Raw genomic sequence first — 17,091 nt, 5'->3', positions numbered from 1 at the left:
CCCATGCGTTTTTCACATTTCTTCATCGACCGGCCGATCTTCGCGTCGGTCCTCTCGGTCATCATCGTGATCGTGGGCTTCATCGCCCAGCGCGGCCTTCCCGTGGCCGAGTATCCCGAGATCGCGCCGCCGACCGTCAACATCACCGCGACCTATCCCGGCGCCTCCGCCGAGGTGATCGCCGAGACCGTCGCCACGCCGATCGAGCTCGAGGTCAACGGCGTCGACGACATGCTCTACATCGAGTCGCAGTCGACCGGTGACGGCCGCCTGTCGATCAACGTCGTGTTCAAGCCCGGCGTCGACATCGACCAGGCGCAGGTGCTTGTGCAGAACCGCGTCGCTGTGGCCCAGCCGCGCCTGCCCGAGGACGTGCAGCGTCTCGGCATCGTGGTCCGCAAGGCCTCGCCCGACCTGATGATGGTCGTGCACATGGTCTCGCCGGACGGCAGCCGCGACCAGCAGTACATCTCGAACTATGCCACGCTCTACGTGAAGGACGTGCTGACCCGCGTCGACGGCGTCGGCAACGTGCTGGTGTTCGGCGGCCGCGACTACTCGATGCGCATCTGGCTCGACCCGGCCCGTGTCGCCGCGCGCAACCTCACGGCCGGCGAAGTCGTGCTGGCGCTCAGAGCCGCCAACCTCCAGGTGGCGGCCGGTGCGGTGAACCAGGCCCCGGCGGTGTCGCCGGGCGGCTTCACCCTGTCGGTGCGCACGCTGGGGCGCCTGAGCTCGCCCGACCAGTTCGAGAACATCGTGATCCGCGCCGAGCCGGACGGCTCGGTGACGCGCCTGCGCGACATCGCCCGCGTCGAGCTGGGCGCGCAGGACTACACGCTGAACGCCTACCTCAACAACAAGACGGCCACCGCGCTCGGCATCTTCCAGCGCCCGGGGTCCAATGCGCTCGCGACTTCGGACGCGATCATCGCCGAGATGGAACGGTTGAAGAAGACCTTCCCGTCGGGCCTCGACTACACGATCGTCTACAATCCCACGACCTTCATCCAGGCCTCCGTCGACGCGGTCATCACGACGCTGTTCGAAGCGGTGATCCTGGTCGTCATCGTCGTGATCCTGTTCCTGCAGACCTGGCGCGCGGCCATCATCCCGATCCTCGCCATCCCGGTCTCGCTGATCGGGTCCTTCGCGATCATGGCCGCGGTGGGAATCTCCTTCAACACGCTGTCGCTGTTCGGCCTGGTGCTGGCGATCGGCATCGTGGTCGACGACGCCATCGTCGTGGTCGAGAACGTCGAGCGCTACCTCACGCAGGGCATGTCGCCCAAGGAGGCGGCGCACAAGACGATGGACGAGGTCGGGGGCGCGCTGATCGCGATCTCGCTCGTGCTGATCGCGGTGTTCCTGCCGACGGCCTTCATCACCGGCCTGCAGGGCACCTTCTACAAGCAGTTCGCCATCACCATCGCCGCCTCGACCGCGATCTCGGCCTTCGTGTCGCTGACGCTGTCGCCGGCGATGGCGGCGCTGCTGCTGAAGACGCATGCCCTGTCGCATGTCGAGAAGCCCAAGCCCGGCCTGATGGAGCGGCTTGCCTGGCCGGTCCACTGGTTCTTCGGCCACTTCAACCGTGGCTTCGAGGCGCTGTCGAATTTCTACGGCCGCATGACGGCGCGGGTGATCCGCATGGGCTTCATCATGCTGGTGATCTACGCCGGCCTGCTGGCGCTCACCCAGAACCGCCTCGCCTCGACTCCGACCGGCCTGGTGCCGCAGCTCGACCGCTCCTACCTGATCGCGGCCATGCAGCTTCCCGCCGGCTCGACGCTCGAGCGTTCGGACGCTCTGGTCCGCAAGGCCAGCGAGATCATCATGTCGCGGCCGGGCGTGGCGAACGCCGTCTCGTTCGTCGGCTTCGACGGCGCCACCTTCACCAACGCGCCCAACACCGGCGTGATCTTCGTGACCCTGAAGCCGTTCAAGGAGCGGCCGGGCATCACCAAGGACATGATCCTGGCCGACCTGCGCGGCCAGATGTTCGCGCTGCGCGAGGCCTTCGTGTTCGTGCTGGAGCCGCCTGCGGTGCCCGGCATCGGCACTGGCGGCGGCCTCAAGGGCTACGTGCAGGATCGCGCGTCGCGCGGGCTGACCGCCCTCGAAGGCGCCACCTGGGCGCTGGCCGGCGCCGCCGGACAGGCGCCGGGCCTCACCCAGGCCTTCACGCTCTACAATACGCGCACGCCGCAGATCTACGCCGACATCGACCGCACCAAGGCCGAGCAGCTCGGCGTGCCGATCGCGCGCGTGTTCGAGACGCTGTCGGCCTATATGGGCTCGGCCTACGTCAACGACTTCAACATCCTCGGCCGCACCTACCGCGTCACCGTTCAGGCCGACAATCCCTATCGCCTCACCCTGCGCGACGTCGAGAATCTCAAGACACGCAGCGTGAGCGGCGAGATGGTGCCGATCGGCGCCGTCGCGACCTTCGAGGACATCACCGGTCCCTACCGCGTGGCCCGCTACAACCTCTATCCGGCGGCCGAGGTGCAGGTGGCCCTGCAACGCGGCTACTCGTCGGGCCAGGGCATCGCCACGATGGAGGCGCTGGCGGAGAAGGTGCTGCCCTCCGGCTTCGGCTTCGAATGGACCGAGATCGCGCTGCAGGAGAAGCTTGCCGGCAATACCGCGATCCTGGCCTTCGGGCTGGCGGTGCTGTTCGTCTTCCTGCTGCTGGCGGCGCTCTACGAGAGCTGGCTGCTGCCGCTCGCCGTCATCCTGATCGTGCCGATGTGTATCCTCGCGGCCATGATCGGCGTGAACATCCGCGGCCTCGACCGAAACGTCCTGGTCGAGATCGGCCTCGTCGTGCTGGTCGGTCTGGCGGCGAAGAACGCGATCCTGATCGTGGAGTTCGCCAAGCAGGCGCACGAGCAGGGCATGAACCGGTTCGACGCGGCGGTCACAGCGTCCAAGACGCGCCTGCGTCCCATCCTGATGACCTCGCTCGCCTTCATCCTGGGCGTGGTACCGCTGGTCATCAGCACGGGCGCCGGCGCGGAGATGCGGCAGTCGCTGGGAACGGCCGTGTTCTCGGGCATGATCGGCGTCACGATCTTCGGCCTGATCTTCACGCCGGTCTTCTACGTGCTCTCCGTCGGCCTGGCCGAGCTGCGCTTCAAGTGGCGCAAGCAGGAGATCAAGCCGGACTTCAAGCCGCAATAGGTCTCGGCGCGGGTGGCGGGCGCATCAGCGCGAAGGCCACCTGCACGATGCCGGCGGTGAGCCCCATCGCGACCCCGAGGCGCCAGGCCAGGTCGTACGAGCCCAGCGCATCGAACAGCAGGCCGCCGCCCAGGGCGCCTGCGAAGCTGCCGATCTGGTGGCTCATGAAGGCGACGCCCTGGATCATCGCCTGCCAGCGCAGGCCGAACATCTCGACGACCGAACCGGCGACCAGCGGCCCGACGCCCAGCCACAGGAATCCCATGGCCGAGGCAAAAACGAGCGTGCTGGCCGGCGTCGGCGGCATCGCGAAATAGCAGGCGAGTACGATCGAACGGGCGATGTAGATCCCGCCCAGCAGACCGGGTTTGGACCAGTGACCGCCGGCCCAGCCGAAGAACAGGCTGCCGAACACGTTGAACAGCGCGATCGCGCCCAGCGCGCCGGCGCTGAGCGACGGATCCATGCCGCAGATCGCGAGATAGGATGGCAGGTGCGTGGTGATGAACAGAAGCTGCATCCCGCAGACAAAGTAAGCCGCCGTCATCACCAGGAAGGACGGCGTGCGGAGTGCGGTCCTGAGCGCCACACGCGGAGAGGCGGCGCTGATGTCGCCCGTGGCGGGCACGGGAGGCGCCAGGCGGTCGACCCGGCCGGCGATCCAGGCGGCGGGCAGCATGAAGAGCGTGAGGGCGAGGAAGCCCAGCAGCCCGGCGCGCCATCCAAACTCCGTCGTGAGAGTCTGGCCGAGCGGCGCCGAGAGCATTGCGCCCAGCGATCCCGTCGCAGTGATCGCCCCGAGAACGAAGCTGCGCGACTTCGCGGGCACCGCGCGCGCACCCACGGCGAGCGAGATGGCCGAAGCGGTGCAGGCCAGCGCCATGCCGATCAGCACGCCGCCGCCCAGCATCACCCCGCTCAGGCCGTCCGCCATGGCGAACAGGCCCAGTCCGCCAATGTAGAGCACTGCGCCGCCGACCATGATCGGCCGGAAGCCCAAGCGAACCGCGAGGGCGCCTGCGACCGGCTGCAGGAAGCCCCAGGCGAGGTTCTGGACCGACATGGCCAGGGCGAAGTCGGAAACCGTAAGCGCGATGTCGCGCGTCAGCGACGGCATCACCAGCCCGAAACTCTGGCGCACCCCCATGCCGAGGCTCAACATCACCGAGGCGCCGATCAGGATCGGCAGGACGGGCCGCAGGTCCTTGAGGGTGGTCATCGTGCCGCCTTCCGGATATTACACAGGTCTGTGTAATCTAAAAGCGGCGCCGGAAAGGGGTCAAGACGGCATGGCGAGAGCGGATGTCAGGGCAGCGATGCAGGAACGCATCCTCGAGACGGCGGACCGGCTGTTCTACGGCCAGGGCATCCGCGCCGTCGGCGTCGACACGATCGCGGCCGAGATCGGCATCAGCAAGCGCACGCTCTACAATCACTTCCCGTCGAAGGACGATCTGATCGTGGCCTACCTGACACGACGGCTGAAACCCGCGCCGCCGTCCGACCGGCCGCCGCTGGAGCAGATCCTGGGCGCCTTCGACCGGCTGGAGCGCACCATCGCGACCGGCGTGTTTCGCGGCTGCCCCTTCGTGAACGCCGTGGCCGAACTCAAGGAGCCGGCACACGCCGCCAACAGGATCGCGCTGGCCTTCAAGGAACAACGGCGAACCTGGTTTCAGGTGCTGTTGCAGCAGCTCGGCATCGCGGACGCCGACTCCCTGTCGATGCAGCTCCAGATCCTGATCGACGGCGCCATCGCCGCCGCCATCGTGCGCGGCGATCCCAAGGTCGCGGCGGCGGCGCGGGAGGCGGCAATCGTGTTGCTGAAAGCGGCAGGTGTGTCCTCTGTTCGCAGGACTCCCCGCCCCTTGTCATCTTGAGCGCAGCGAAGGATCTAACGTTCGCCAAGGAGTACTGTGGTCGTTCCGCCAGGTCCTTCGCTGCGCTGAGGACGACAAGCAGAAGTTACGTCGGATCGGGGCGCAGCACGCGGTGCAGGTCAAGGACCGGCGGCTTGTGCCCCAGTTGCGAGAGCAGCGTGTGCACCTGGGCCCTGTGGTGGGTCTGGTGATTGAAGAAGTGCGGCAGGATCAACGACCACGGATCCTCGGTGTCGAAACCGGAATTGTTGACGTACCGCACGCTGCCTCGTTCGAAACCGTCGGGCAGGTTCGCGAAGAAATGCTCCATGTGACGATCGAGGCGCTCGCGCTCCGCGCGCAACGCTTCGAATTTCTCGAACTGGACCGCGCCCAGGCCCGTCGACACATGCGAGCCGCCTTCGAAGCGGGCCATCCAGATCCGGTCGCCCAGCAGCAGATGGTTCAGCGTGCCGTGCACGCTGCCGAAGAAGGCGCCGAGATCGCGGCAGTACTCGGCGCCGGAGAGTCCGGCGCAGGCCGCATAGAGCTTCTCGTTGGCCAGCCGGTTGTAGCGGGCGTACTGCGCCCAGATCCCGCTCATGGCCTGCCCCGCGACGCGAGGTTAGCGAGCCGCGGCGGAAACCCAGCGGGCGAAGTGGCGAATCAGGCCCGCCACGGCAGCGCCCCGCAGGCGCAGCGCACGGGCTTCGAGGGCGCGACGTTCGGCAATGCTGGGATAAGGCGTCGTAAACATGGGAAAGACCTCCAAGGGTTGAAAGGAACCTAATTCCGTTCTTCCCAGCGGTTAATACGGAGTGTATGACGAACACTCGTGAATACTATTCATCAATAGCGCAATGATCGATCACGCGAGCGAAATGGCGGCCTTCGTCCGGGTCGTTGATTCCAAAGGCTTTTCCGCCGCCGCTCCCAGTCTCGGCCTGACCCCGTCGGCCGTGAGCAAGCTGGTGACCCGGTTGGAAACCAGGCTGGGCGTCCGGCTGCTCCAGCGCACGACACGGGCGATCAACCTCACCGAAGAGGGCGAGGCCTTCTACGCGACGGCGCGGCGTATCGTGGGCGAGATCGAGACCCTCGAGAACCAGATCAGCGGCCAGAGCGGCACGCCGCACGGACTGCTCAAGGTCACGACGTCGCTCGCCTTCTCGACCCATCAGCTGGCGCCCGTGATCGCCGAGTTCCTCGAACGCTATCCGCTGCTGCAGCTCGAGCTGATGCCCACCGACCGCGTCGTCGACATGATCGAGGAAGGGGTCGATGTGGCGATCCGCATCGGGCGACTGGCGGATACCAGCTTCATGGCGCGCAAGATCGGCGAGGATGTGCGGCTGGTCTGCGCCTCGCCCGCCTACCTCAGGAACCGTCGCCCCCTGCAGCGGCCGGAAGACCTGACCCGCCACAACTGTATCGTCTCGCGCGATCGCACCTATCTCAACCGCTGGCCGTTCCGCATCGACGGCGAGATCCGCGAGATCGAGGTCGGCGGCCGGGTCGCCGTCACCGAGGGCGAGGCCCAGATGCGGCTGGCGCTGCAGGGGCTGGGCATCGTGCGCCTCACCCGCCTGACGGTGGCTTCGGCGATCAAGAACGGCGAGCTGGTCTCGCTGCTCGAGGCGTTCCGGGCCGAACAGCCGATCCCGATCCATGCGGTCTACCCGCACCGCCGGCACCTCGCGCCGAAGGTGACGGCCTTCATCGATTTCATCCTCGAGAAATTCTCACCGCCGCCGTGGGAGATCTAGAGGTGGAGATTTAGCCGGCGGGATGATGCTAGGGTCCCGTCCAACAAACGTGGGGAGGCAAGATGGACACCGAGACCGACCTTTTCGTGCAGGCCTTCTGGGTCAAGTGCCGCGACATCATCCGGCCCGAACTCGACGAGGCCGTCGGCGCGCTGCGCCATGCCGGCCATGACGCCAATATCTCGACCCTGGAATTCTCGCCCGACGAGAAGACCGCGCCGGAGAGCGGCCCGACCCTCATGCTGACCATCCATACCAGCGGAGCGTCCGACACCCGCCTGCTGCGCTACCGCGGCGACGTGCAGACGAAGGAGATCGAGGTCATGGCCTCCGAGTGCAAGACCTCGCGCTACGACCTCTCCGCGGTCACGCAGGCCGGCGTAAAGAACGACATCGCGCTCTGCTTCGGATCGTTGCTCAAGTAGACCAAGGAGTATCTCATGGCCGACGCCATCGACGACCTGTTCCGCCGCTTCGGCAAGGCCTTCAACAAGGCCGATGTCGACGCGATTGCCGACTGCGTGACCGACGACTTCGAATGGCGCCTGAACACCGGCGGCGCGCCGACCGGTCGGGTGCTCAAGGGCAAGGAAGCCCTGCGCGCGCACTTCGCCGACAAGAGCACGGCGCATCGCGAGGTGCGTTTCTCCGAGGCCAGCATCCATCGCGCCGGCGACAAATTGTTCGGCACCTTCCGCGCCACCGGCATCGACCATGCCGGCAAGCCGTTCGATCGCTACGGCATCGACCTCTACGAGGTGAAGGACGGCAAGATCGCGCTCAAGGACAGCTACATGAAGGCCGAGTGATTGCGATGTCGAACGATACCGTCCTCTGGGAAATCGACCGCCGCGGCGTAGCCACCGTCACGCTGAACCGGCCCAAGGTGAACAACGCCTATAACGGCGACCTCATCCAGGGCCTGCACGACGCAATGGATGCGCTGGGGGCCGAGAGCGGCCTGCGCATCGTCGTGCTGCGCGGCAACGGCAAGCATTTCCAGGCCGGCGCCGATCTGTCGTGGATCACCGGCGTCGCCAGGCAATCGCCCGCCGAGAACGAGAAGGTGAGCCGTCTCACCGCCGAGGCCGTGAAGCGGCTCGACACCTGCCCCGTGCCGACCCTCGCGCTGATCCAGGGCGGCTGCTTCGGCGGCGGCACCGGCATCGCCGCCGCCTGCGACGTCGTCGTGGCCCAGGAGGATGCTCTCTTCTCCATCAGCGAGACGCGATGGGGCCTGATGGCCGGCATCATCCTGCCGCAGCTCTGCCAGGCGATCGGCCTGCGCCAGACGCGCCGCTACGCGCTGACCGGCGAACGCTTCGGCGCCCACGAGGCGCGCCGTCTCGGACTGGTGCACGAAGTCTGCCCGGTGGGCGGTCTTGCCGAAGCCGGCGAGAAGATCGTCGAATCCGTCCTGATGAACGCGCCGCGCGCCACCACCGCGACCAAGCTGCGCTCGCTCGCTTCCGCCCGCGCCTTCATCGACGAGGGCGAATTGCGCGACCTGATCGACGAGCACGCCCGCACCCGCCAGCAGGACGAAGCCACCGAAGGCCTCGCGAGCTTCACGGAGAAGCGCAAGCCTTCCTGGTATCCGGGGTAAAAAAGCCGTCGTCTCTCCGCTCCGGCCGAGACGACGGCTTTTCTTTTCCTGTCATCCTGAGCGCAGCGAAGGATCTGGCGCCAGCAACACAGTCCTTTGTCCGCTCCGTCAGGTCCTTCGCTGCGCGCAGGACGACAGCGATCTACTCCGCCGCCTGCTTCTGCGCCGTGCGATCCGGCGTCAGCGTGTAGGTCGTGAACTGGCGGTTCAGCGCCGGCATCGGGCAGGCTTCGAGATGGCCCTCGGCGGGGCGCATCAGGATCATCGCGGTCGTAGCCGTCGACACGCCGCGCGAATTGAGCCGGGGCGGGCGGCACACCGAATAGGGCGTGCCCCAATCGTCGAAGAAGGCCTGACGGAAATCTTCCAGGGTGAGCTTGCCGCGCTTGGGCGAGAGCTGGTCGCGCACCCGCTTGTCGCGATAGATCGAGTCCGGCGTCTCGGCGAGGCCGGTGTCCTTCACCTTGGCGCGCGCCGAATCGGCGATCCAGTGATTGGCGTGGACGTAGAGGCCGCGGTCGGGCGCGATCCAGAACGTCTCGTCGGGCGCGCATTCGAAGCCGAAGGCTTCGCCATCGCAATGGCTCACCGCCATGTGGTTGGAGCCGGGCTTGGGCGTCGAGACGATGGTCTGCACCGCATGGGCGAGGTGGGCCGCCTCCAGCACCTTGCGGCGGATGAAGGGCAGCGGCACGCCCTGCCCGCGCTGATAGTCACGGTCGCATTCCAGGGCGTTGGCCGTGAGGCCGATACCGGCCGAGTTGAGGCCCGAGCGCGCAAGGCCACCCGCTTCGGTGAAGGTCAGGATATCGGGCCCATCGTCGCGACGAATGCGCAGCACCACGCCGGTCTCGGCGCATTCCGACCGCCAGTCCCAGTTCTGGCCATGCAGCAGCACGCCATCGCTGCTGGCTTCGGGCAGAGCGAGCGCCGCGGTGCAGCCGTCGGGGAAGTGCTTGGCGGCCTGCTGCTTGCGGGCCGCGACCACCATCTCGGTGCGAGCGTTCATCAGGACGACGGCGGCGAAAGGTTCGTTCGCGCCCTCGGCGATGCCGCGCATTTCTTCGGTGTAGGTCGGATCGAACCTGTCGATCAGCGGCACCATCGCCTCGGCGCGCCGCTCAAGTTCCTTCCAGTCGACGCCCGTCTTGAGCAGCGACTCGGCGTACATCTTCGCGCCGCGCTTCAAGCGATCCGAGGCGGCCTTGCCGTGAATCCGCCCCCGCTCCCTGGGACCGCCGGAGAGATCGATCAGCGGGAAGGGAGCGTAGTCGGTCATAGGAGCCTCTTAAGGGTGACCCAGCAGGGCCTGGCGGAAACGGTCCTTGAGATGCGCGCCATCCTGCGGCGGCATCACGAACTCCAGCTTCTCTACCATGACCTTCACGAGCCGGAACACCGGCCCCTTCTTGCTGCGCACGTCCTTCACGAACTCTGCGACCTCGCCGGCTTCACGCACCGTCGTGGCGTCGGCGATACCGCAGCCGCGGGCGATCATGGCGAGATCGGTGCCGGCGCCCGAATCGGTCGGGCCGTTGTTGCGCGGGCTGGTGTGGGTGGCCTGGTTGCCGGTCTCGCCGAACTTCTCGTTGTCGAGCACGACGATCGCCAGGTTCTCCGGCATCTGGGTCGCCACGGTGGCCAGCGATCCCAGACTCATCAGCATGTCGCCGTCGCCGGTGATGACCAGCACGCGCTTGCTGGGCTGCGCCAGGGCGAGGCCCAGGCCCATGCCGACCGGCGCGCCCATCGAGCCCCACAGCGGCATGTTGAGTGGACGGTCGCCGGCGGCGGTGATGTCCCAGTTCGACGAGCCGAGGCCCGCGATCACCAGCAGGTCGTCGCCAGCGCCGTCGAGGAGTTGCTTCACCAGCGGGCGGCGCTGCAGCGTGGCCTTTTGCGCTTGCGTGGTCATCTCACTTCTTCCCGAAATTCTTGATGCCGATCAGCTTCTGGCGCAGCAGCACCGCGACAGCCTGGCCGCCGTTGAAGGCCGAGCGCGCGGCGGCGTCGACCGTGGTCTTCACCTCGGCGGCATTGTCGACCGAGTAGAGCAGCACGCCCATCGCCTCGAGCACCTTGGGCGTGCCCTGGCCCATCGGATACTGCCAGGAATTGAACTCGCCCCAGTCGCCGCGCATCGTGATCAGGGTCAGGAACGGAAAGCGCAGCGTCTTGGGCATGCCCATCAGGTTGATGGTGTTGCCGACGCCCGAGCTCTGCATCAGCAGCACCGAGCGCTGGCCACCCAGCCACGCGCCGGCGGCCAGCGGAATGCCCTCCTCCTCGGTCGTGAGGGCCAGCGTGCGGATCGAGTTCGACTTCTGGCAGGCCTCGATCAGCCGTCCATGGCCGGCGTCGGGCACGTGATAGACCTGCTTCACGTCATGGTCCTGGAAGACCTCGAAAATCTGGTCGCGCCAATCAACTGTGGAAGCGGCAGGCTGCGTCGGGGCGGCGGTCATGTTTCTCCCATCCGGCTCAAGTCGGCGGGCACATTAGCTATAACGCCAACGAAACTCGACGACCGTTGGGAATGAACAGATATAACTATATTGTATCGCTCGATGGAGCTTTCCCAACTTCGCACCCTGATCCATGTCGCCGAGCTCGGCAGCCTGAGCAAGGCGGCTGACCGGATCGGCATCGCCCAGCCTGCGCTGAGCCGCCAGGTCCGGATGCTGGAGGAGGAGCTGTCGGTCCGGCTGTTCACCCGCCATGGCCGAGGCATGGTCCTCACCGACAAGGGCCGGGAGATCCTGGAACACGCCACGCGCGTCATGACCGAGTTGGAGGAGATTCGCGCCACGGCCTCCGATCTCGACGCCCCCCTGCGGGGCCGCATCTCCATCGGCTTTCCGCCGACCGTGGCCGACATCCTCTCGCTGCCGCTGGTCGCGGCTTTCGGAAAGAGCCACCCGCAGGTCGAGCTGCGGCTGGTCGGCGCCTATACGGGCCATCTGCTCGACTGGCTGCATCGCGGCGAGATCGACGTCGCCATCCTCTACGATCCGAATTCCGTCCGGTCGCTTCGGTCGGAGCCCTTGCTGCTCGAGAACCTGTTCCTGATCGGACCGCCCGACTCAGGCCTCTCGGGCGAACGCTCGATCCCGTTCAAGGACCTCGACGGCAAGCGCATCCTCCTGCCCAGCACGCGCCACGGCTTGCGAACGATCGTCGAGCAGTGCGCCGTGGAAGCCGGCATCGCGCTGCACATCGCCATCGAAGCCGATTCCTACGCGACCCTGAAGGATCTGGTGCGTCATGGTCATGGCTGGACGATCCTGCCGCTGTCGCCCATTCACGACGACATCGCCGCTGGCCGCCTGGCCGCAGCACCTCTGACCGATCCGGCGCCGGTCCGGCAGCTGGTCCTGTCGTATCCGGCCGACCGGCCGGTCTCACGCCTCACACGATTTGCCGGCGAGACGATCGCCGACATCGTTGCCGATCACGTCGAGCGGAAGATCTGGCCCGGACGACTGCTCGGTCGCGGACAACTCAGAACGGCTTGAGCACCACCAGGAAGACGATCGCGACCATCAGGAGGGTCGGCACCTCGTTCCACCAGCGATAATAGTTCGCCGGTCGCACGTTCCGGTCCTCCGCAAATGCCTTGCGCCAGCGACCGTACAGGTGATGCACCACGGTGAGGCCGCAGACGAGCGTGAACTTCGCGTGCCACCAGCCGGCATGCCACCACTCGCCCTGCCAGGAGAGCAACAGACCGAAGGTCCAGGTCAGGATCATCGCCGGGTTCATGATGCCGCGCAGCAGGCGCCGCTCCATGGTCTTGAAGGTCTCGCTCTGCACCGAGCCCTTCTCGGCATCGGCGTGATAGACGAACAGGCGCGGCAGGTAGAGCAGCCCGGCCATCCAGGCGATGACCGAAATGATGTGCAGCGCCTTCAACACCTCGTAGAGCATCAGGCTGCTCCGGCGATCAGCGGGCATCCGCGATGGCTGCCATTGCAGGGCATCGACGTCGCGCCATGGCAGATCGCGATCTGCGGTTCGGTCAGGATGGCGCGGACGCGGTCGGCGAGACCCGCGATGAAGGCGGGATGCGTGCCCACGGTCGGCACGCGAACGTAGGCCGGCACGCCGTTCTTCTCGCTGAGATGGCGATATTCGATGTCGAGTTCGACCAGGGTTTCGGAATGTTCCGACACGAAGGCCAGCGGATAGAGCACGATGGCCTTGCCGTCGCTGCCGGCCCGGTGGATCTCCGCATCGGTGGAGGGTCCGATCCATTTCAACGGTCCGACCCGGCTCTGGTAGCAGACCGACCAGTCGAGACCGCCGATGCGTTCGGCAATCGCCTTGGCGCTGCGTTCGACCTGCGCCTGGTAGGGATCGCCGGCCTTGACGATCTTCTCGGGAAGCCCGTGCGCCGAGAACAGCACGCGCGCGGGGCGATCACCCATTTCGGCGAGGCCCTGCTTCACGAGATCGACGGAAGCCGAAATGAATCCGTCCTCGTCGGGATAGCAGCAGACGGTTTGTGTCGGCACATCGAGCTTCGCGGCCGTTGCCGCTTCCTTCCAGGCCTTCACCGACGAGGCCGTCGTCGTGGTCGAGAATTGCGGATAGAGCGGCAGCAGGACGATGCGGTCAGGTGCAAAGCGCTTCACCGAGCGCACGACGGCATCGGTCATCGGATGCCAGTAGCGCATGCAGACATAGCCGCGCCATTCATGCTCCGGGCCCAGCGCGTCTTCGAGGGCGCGGGCCTGGGCCTCGGTCTGGCCGAGGATCGGCGAGCTGCCGCCGATCTGAGCGTAGATGGCCTGGGCCTTGGGCGCACGACGGCTTGAAATGAACCGTGCCAGCGGCAACCGGAAGAACGACGGCAGCGAGATGATCGCCGGATCGCTGAACAGGTTGCGCAGGAACGGCTGCACGGCCTCAGGCGAATCCGGTCCGCCGAGATTGAACAGGACGATGGCAATCTTCATTGCGTGATCTCAGCCCGGCTTCCAGTTGCGCACGATCTCGACCAGACGCGCGACATTGTCGGGCGGCGTCTGCGGCACCACGCCGTGACCCAGATTGAACACGAAGGAGCCGTGCCCGAGCTTGTCGAGAATGCGGTTCGCCTCGCGCTCCATCGCCTCGCCGCCCGCGACGAGCATGATCGGATCGAGATTGCCCTGCACGGGGATGTGCGGCTGGATTTCCTTGGCTGCCCAATGCGCGCCGATGCCGGTGTCGAGCGAGAGCGCACTGAACGTTTCGGGCAGGCGATACATCAAAGCCGCCGGACCGACGGCGCGCGGAAAGGCGATGATCGGCACGTCGGGATGACGCTCGCGCAAGGCCTTGGCGATCCGAACCATCGGATCGAGCGACCAGTGGAAGAGCTGTTCCTCCGGCAGGACACCGGCCCAGGAATCGAAGAGCTGGACCGCATCGACGCCGGCCTCGACCTGGTGCCCGAGATGATCGACCACCGCCTCGACGAGGAGATCGATCAGAAGCTTGAAGGATTCGGGATGTGCATAGGCCCATTTCTTGACCTTGGCGAAATCCTTGCTGCCGCTGCCTTCGATCATGTAGCAGGCGAGCGTGAACGGTGCGCCGGCGAACCCCAGCAGTGCCGTGTCCTTCGGCAACTCGGCGCGCGTCCGGCGGATCGCCTCATAGACCGGGGCGAGATGTTCCTGAAGGCGCGCTCGTGACAGCCGGCCGAATTGCGAGGGATCGGTCAGCGCTTCGAGCTTCGGTCCCTCGCCTTCCGCGAACCAGACCTTCTGGCCGAGGGCATCGGGCACCACGAGGATGTCGGAGAAAATGATCGCCGCATCGAGGCCGAACCGGCGGATCGGCTGCATGGTCACCTCGACGGCCTTGTCGGGCGTGTAGCAGAATTCGAGGAACGACCGGGTCGTCGATCGCACGGCGCGATACTCCGGCAGATACCGCCCGGCCTGACGCATCAGCCAGATGGGCGGCGTCGGATGCCTGGTTCCGGCCAACGTCTCGAGGAACTTCCCCCTCGGGTTCACACTGCTCAAGCTCTGTCCCTCATGCTTCCTTCTACTCTATTCATATTAGGTAGTAGCAGTAGTAGGGCCTGTGGCACGTGGGGATACGCCCTATTGGTGATCGTTCCCCAGGGGCCTGTGGACCGGATCGGACCGATTCCACGCGACTCCCGGGCCTGATTCCCGACTCGCAGGTCATTCATCCCAAGGTGTACGCAGGGGACGACAAGTTGGACGGGTGAGGCGAGTCGGGTCCCGAATCGGCTCGGTTTGGACAGCCGCCCCGTTTGTCCCCGGAATGCCCGCAGCAATCCCGCGTTTCTCCCGGCGTCGCTGTGGGGTAAATAGATTCGTGGCCAACCGCAATTTTCACGTCCATCTCGTGTCCGATTCGACCGGTGAGACCGTCTCGAGTGTCGCGCGCGCCTGTCTCGTCCAGTACGAGGGCATCTTCGTCCAGGAGCATGTCTGGTCACTGGTGCGTTCCCCGGCGCAGATGGAAAAGGTGATGCAGGCGGTCGAGCGCGACCGCGGTCCCGTTCTCTATACGCTGGTCGATCCCGAGTTGCGCGACGTCGTACGCGATCATTGCCGGCGTCTGCAGCTTCCCTGCGTCGGCGTGCTCGATCAGGCGATGAGTGTGCTGGCCGTCCATTTCCATTCCAAGAGCGAGCAGTGGCCGGGCCGCCAGCATCAGCTCGACGAGGGCTATTTCGACCGGATCGACGCCATGCACTACACGCTGGCGCACGATGACGGCCAGTCGACGCACGACCTCGAGGATGCCGACGTCATCCTGGTCGGACCCTCGCGCACCTCGAAGACACCGACCTGTGTCTATCTCGCCAATCGCGGCGTGCGCGCGGCCAACGTGCCGCTGGTGCCGCTTGTGCCGCCGCCGATCGAACTCGAGCAGGCAAAGCGACCGCTGATCGTGGGCCTGATCACCGATCCCGAGCGGCTGGTGCAGATCCGCGTCAACCGGTTGCGCCTCATGCAGCAGGACACCGAGTCGGACTATACCGACATGGACACGGTGCAGGGCGAGATCCAGGAAGCGCGCCGCCTCTATGCCCGCCGCAAATGGGCGACCATCGACGTGACGCGGCGCTCGATCGAGGAGACGGCCGCGGCGATCCTTCAGATGCTGGCGACCCGCCGCGAGCAGAGGCTCCAGACGCAGTAGGTACACGGACTGAGGAGGCGACCATGAAGGCAGCCTTTGGTGCGTTGAGTTTGGTTCTCTCGGGTACGGCGGTCCTGGCCGCCAACGGTATCGCCGTGACGCGCGGCAGCGATTCCAATGTCTACGGCAACTGCGTGCCGAGCCTCGTGGTCGAGAACAGATCGGGCGAAACCATCGACTATCTCCAGGTCGATGTCGTGCTGGCGCTGCGCGACGGCCGGCAACGCACCGTCGAACTGAAATCCGCCTATCGCGAGGGCGTACCGGCTCCCATCGCTCCGGGCCAGCGGGCCACCCTCCGCCAGCATCTGGACACCTCCCGGGCGCTGGGTGTGCCGTGCGGGGAAGTCAGCGAAAGACGCGTTTCCCACACGATTTGCGAGGCGGAAGGTGGCACAGTGTGTGCATCTTCCGTCTTTGTGCAACCCTGAGGCCGTTTTCCATGAAACTTCGTCGTAGGACCGTGCTGGGCGCCGCAGGCGCGTCTCTTCTCGCCGTTCCGTCCATTGGTTCTGCCCTCGCCCAGGATTACCCGAACAAGCCCTTGAAGATGATCGTGCCCTACCCGCCGGGCGGTGGCACGGACGGTCTCGGCCGTATCACGGCGCAGTTCCTGTCGGACAAGCTCGGCCAGCAGATCGTCATCCAGAATGTCGGCGGCGCCTCGGGCACCATCGGTTCGGAGATGGTTCGTCGCGCCGAACCCGATGGCTACACGATCCTGTTCAATGCGAGCCTGTTCGTTCTCGGCAAGACCGTCGTGCCGTCCTGTCCCTACGATCCGCAGACGGATTTCCGCGCCATCGCCCAGGCCGGTGAGGCGCCGCTTGTATTGCTGGCCAACAACAATGTGCCGGGCAACGACTATGCCGCCACCATGGCCGCGGTCGCGAAGGAGCCGAAGAAGTTCTTCGTCGCGATCTCGTCAGGCGGTTCCGCCGGCCACATCGCCATGCTCGCCTGGCTGAAGCGCATCGGCATCCCCCTCGACCAGATTTTCTACAAGGGTACCGCGCCTGCCAATACCGACCTGATGGCGGGCAGCGTCCAGTTCTTCATGGACCCGTGGACCGCCTTGCTGCCGCTCGCCACGTCGGGTCGTGCCAAGGGTATGTTCGTGACGTCGAAGGAGCGCACGCCGCTCGCGCCCAACATTCCGACGAGTGCGGAAGTGGGTCTGAAGGATTTCAATCTGAGTTCCTGGTACGGCGTGTGGGCGCCCAAGGATACGCCCGAGCCGATCGTGAACAGGCTGGCTGCGGGCATGGCCGAAGTCTCCAAGGACAAGGCGTTCATCGACAAGACCACTTCGCTCGGCATCGTCCCGACGGCCCGCGGGCCGAAGGAATTCGCCGCCTTCATCAAGTCGGAAGTCGAGACGAACACTGCTCTGCTGAAGGAAGCCAACTTCAAGCCGGAATGACGGCCCTTGGCTGTCATTCAGAGCATTTGTCAGGATCTGTTAACGACAGCAGGCGGCGGAACAATCCGCCGCCTG

General features: G+C 65.9%; 19 protein-coding genes. 10 read left to right on the top strand and 9 right to left on the bottom strand.

Going from position 1 to position 17,091, the window contains the following annotated elements; genetic code table 11:
* The first annotated feature begins 3 nt into the window (after nucleotides 1–3).
* Complete coding sequence (locus ACP15H_RS24755) at nucleotides 4–3,189, top strand: efflux RND transporter permease subunit (protein WP_425068791.1); 3,186 nt, start codon at nucleotides 4–6, stop codon at nucleotides 3,187–3,189.
* On the opposite strand, the gene ACP15H_RS24750 is transcribed toward ACP15H_RS24755, so the two are convergent.
* Nucleotides 3,176–4,408, bottom strand: a complete 1,233-nt coding sequence (locus ACP15H_RS24750) for an MFS transporter (RefSeq protein ID WP_425068790.1) — start codon at nucleotides 4,406–4,408, stop codon at nucleotides 3,176–3,178. The genes ACP15H_RS24755 and ACP15H_RS24750 overlap by 14 nt on opposite strands.
* Nucleotides 4,409–4,478: 70 nt before the next feature.
* Between ACP15H_RS24750 and ACP15H_RS24745 the strand changes: the two genes are divergently transcribed.
* Complete coding sequence (locus ACP15H_RS24745; RefSeq protein ID WP_425068789.1) at nucleotides 4,479–5,069, top strand: TetR/AcrR family transcriptional regulator; 591 nt, start codon at nucleotides 4,479–4,481, stop codon at nucleotides 5,067–5,069.
* A gap of 85 nt (nucleotides 5,070–5,154) precedes the next feature.
* Here the strand turns inward: ACP15H_RS24745 and ACP15H_RS24740 are convergent, their stop codons facing one another.
* Together ACP15H_RS24740 and ACP15H_RS24735 are read right to left on the bottom strand one after the other, a co-directional pair.
* A complete protein-coding gene (locus ACP15H_RS24740; RefSeq protein ID WP_425068788.1) occupies nucleotides 5,155–5,652 on the bottom strand; it encodes a DinB family protein in 498 nt (165 codons plus the stop codon).
* Between the two features lie 21 nt (nucleotides 5,653–5,673).
* Nucleotides 5,674–5,805 (bottom strand): hypothetical protein, encoded by a 132-nt coding sequence (locus tag ACP15H_RS24735; RefSeq protein ID WP_425068787.1) that lies wholly within the window; start codon nucleotides 5,803–5,805, stop codon nucleotides 5,674–5,676.
* Between the two features lie 103 nt (nucleotides 5,806–5,908).
* Here ACP15H_RS24735 and ACP15H_RS24730 point away from each other — a divergent pair, with 103 nt between their 5' ends.
* From ACP15H_RS24730 to ACP15H_RS24715, 4 genes are all read left to right on the top strand, one after another.
* On the top strand, nucleotides 5,909–6,814 hold the full coding sequence (locus ACP15H_RS24730; protein ID WP_425068786.1) for a LysR family transcriptional regulator: 906 nt from the start codon (nucleotides 5,909–5,911) through the stop codon (nucleotides 6,812–6,814).
* Nucleotides 6,815–6,876: 62 nt separating this feature from the next.
* On the top strand, nucleotides 6,877–7,239 hold the full coding sequence (locus ACP15H_RS24725; RefSeq protein WP_425068785.1) for a hypothetical protein: 363 nt from the start codon (nucleotides 6,877–6,879) through the stop codon (nucleotides 7,237–7,239).
* A 15-nt stretch (nucleotides 7,240–7,254) separates the two neighbouring features.
* Nucleotides 7,255–7,623: a nuclear transport factor 2 family protein gene (locus ACP15H_RS24720; protein ID WP_425068784.1), complete on the top strand. Its 369-nt coding sequence runs from the start codon at nucleotides 7,255–7,257 to the stop codon at nucleotides 7,621–7,623.
* A 5-nt stretch (nucleotides 7,624–7,628) separates the two neighbouring features.
* Nucleotides 7,629–8,420, top strand: a complete 792-nt coding sequence (locus ACP15H_RS24715; RefSeq protein ID WP_425068783.1) for an enoyl-CoA hydratase-related protein — start codon at nucleotides 7,629–7,631, stop codon at nucleotides 8,418–8,420.
* A 142-nt stretch (nucleotides 8,421–8,562) separates the two neighbouring features.
* On the opposite strand, the gene ACP15H_RS24710 is transcribed toward ACP15H_RS24715, so the two are convergent.
* Genes ACP15H_RS24710 through ACP15H_RS24700 form a run of 3 tightly spaced genes read right to left on the bottom strand, consistent with a single transcriptional unit; the run spans nucleotide 8,563 to nucleotide 10,885 of the window.
* Nucleotides 8,563–9,699 carry a C45 family autoproteolytic acyltransferase/hydolase gene (locus ACP15H_RS24710; RefSeq protein WP_425068782.1) on the bottom strand — a complete coding sequence of 379 codons (1,137 nt, stop codon included), beginning with the start codon at nucleotides 9,697–9,699 and terminating at the stop codon, nucleotides 8,563–8,565.
* 9 nt (nucleotides 9,700–9,708) lie between these two features.
* Nucleotides 9,709–10,335, bottom strand: a complete 627-nt coding sequence (locus ACP15H_RS24705; protein ID WP_425068781.1) for a thiamine pyrophosphate-dependent enzyme — start codon at nucleotides 10,333–10,335, stop codon at nucleotides 9,709–9,711.
* Nucleotide 10,336: 1 nt separating this feature from the next.
* Entirely contained in the window at nucleotides 10,337–10,885 is a 549-nt protein-coding gene (locus ACP15H_RS24700) for a phosphonopyruvate decarboxylase (RefSeq protein WP_425068780.1), read from the bottom strand.
* 102 nt (nucleotides 10,886–10,987) lie between these two features.
* Here ACP15H_RS24700 and ACP15H_RS24695 point away from each other — a divergent pair, with 102 nt between their 5' ends.
* Nucleotides 10,988–11,935, top strand: a complete 948-nt coding sequence (locus ACP15H_RS24695; RefSeq protein WP_425068779.1) for a LysR substrate-binding domain-containing protein — start codon at nucleotides 10,988–10,990, stop codon at nucleotides 11,933–11,935.
* Here the strand turns inward: ACP15H_RS24695 and hemJ are convergent.
* Genes hemJ through hemE form a run of 3 tightly spaced genes read right to left on the bottom strand, consistent with a single transcriptional unit; the run spans nucleotide 11,922 to nucleotide 14,428 of the window.
* Nucleotides 11,922–12,347 carry a protoporphyrinogen oxidase HemJ gene (gene hemJ, locus ACP15H_RS24690; RefSeq protein WP_425068778.1) on the bottom strand — a complete coding sequence of 142 codons (426 nt, stop codon included), beginning with the start codon at nucleotides 12,345–12,347 and terminating at the stop codon, nucleotides 11,922–11,924. The two genes, ACP15H_RS24695 and hemJ, sit on opposite strands and share 14 nt — an antisense overlap.
* A complete protein-coding gene (hemH, locus tag ACP15H_RS24685) occupies nucleotides 12,347–13,378 on the bottom strand; it encodes a ferrochelatase (RefSeq protein ID WP_425068777.1) in 1,032 nt (343 codons plus the stop codon). The genes hemJ and hemH overlap by 1 nt, the downstream gene beginning before the upstream one ends.
* Nucleotides 13,379–13,387: 9 nt before the next feature.
* Nucleotides 13,388–14,428, bottom strand: a complete 1,041-nt coding sequence (hemE, locus tag ACP15H_RS24680) for a uroporphyrinogen decarboxylase (RefSeq protein ID WP_425068776.1) — start codon at nucleotides 14,426–14,428, stop codon at nucleotides 13,388–13,390.
* A 331-nt stretch (nucleotides 14,429–14,759) separates the two neighbouring features.
* On the opposite strand from hemE, the gene ACP15H_RS24675 reads away from it, so the two are divergent.
* The 3 genes from ACP15H_RS24675 to ACP15H_RS24665 are packed head-to-tail and all read left to right on the top strand — an operon-like array spanning nucleotide 14,760 to nucleotide 17,016.
* Nucleotides 14,760–15,593, top strand: a complete 834-nt coding sequence (locus tag ACP15H_RS24675) for a pyruvate, water dikinase regulatory protein (RefSeq protein WP_425068775.1) — start codon at nucleotides 14,760–14,762, stop codon at nucleotides 15,591–15,593.
* A 23-nt stretch (nucleotides 15,594–15,616) separates the two neighbouring features.
* A complete protein-coding gene (locus ACP15H_RS24670) occupies nucleotides 15,617–16,024 on the top strand; it encodes a hypothetical protein (protein ID WP_425068774.1) in 408 nt (135 codons plus the stop codon).
* 11 nt (nucleotides 16,025–16,035) lie between these two features.
* Nucleotides 16,036–17,016, top strand: coding sequence for a Bug family tripartite tricarboxylate transporter substrate binding protein (locus tag ACP15H_RS24665; protein ID WP_425068773.1), 981 nt, complete (start codon nucleotides 16,036–16,038; stop codon nucleotides 17,014–17,016).
* Nucleotides 17,017–17,091 lie beyond the last annotated feature (75 nt).

This window comes from Reyranella sp., assembly GCF_965249915.1.
In the GTDB taxonomy this organism is placed as follows: Bacteria; Pseudomonadota; Alphaproteobacteria; order Reyranellales; family Reyranellaceae; genus Reyranella.
This window is presented reverse-complemented; position numbering and strand designations above follow the sequence as displayed.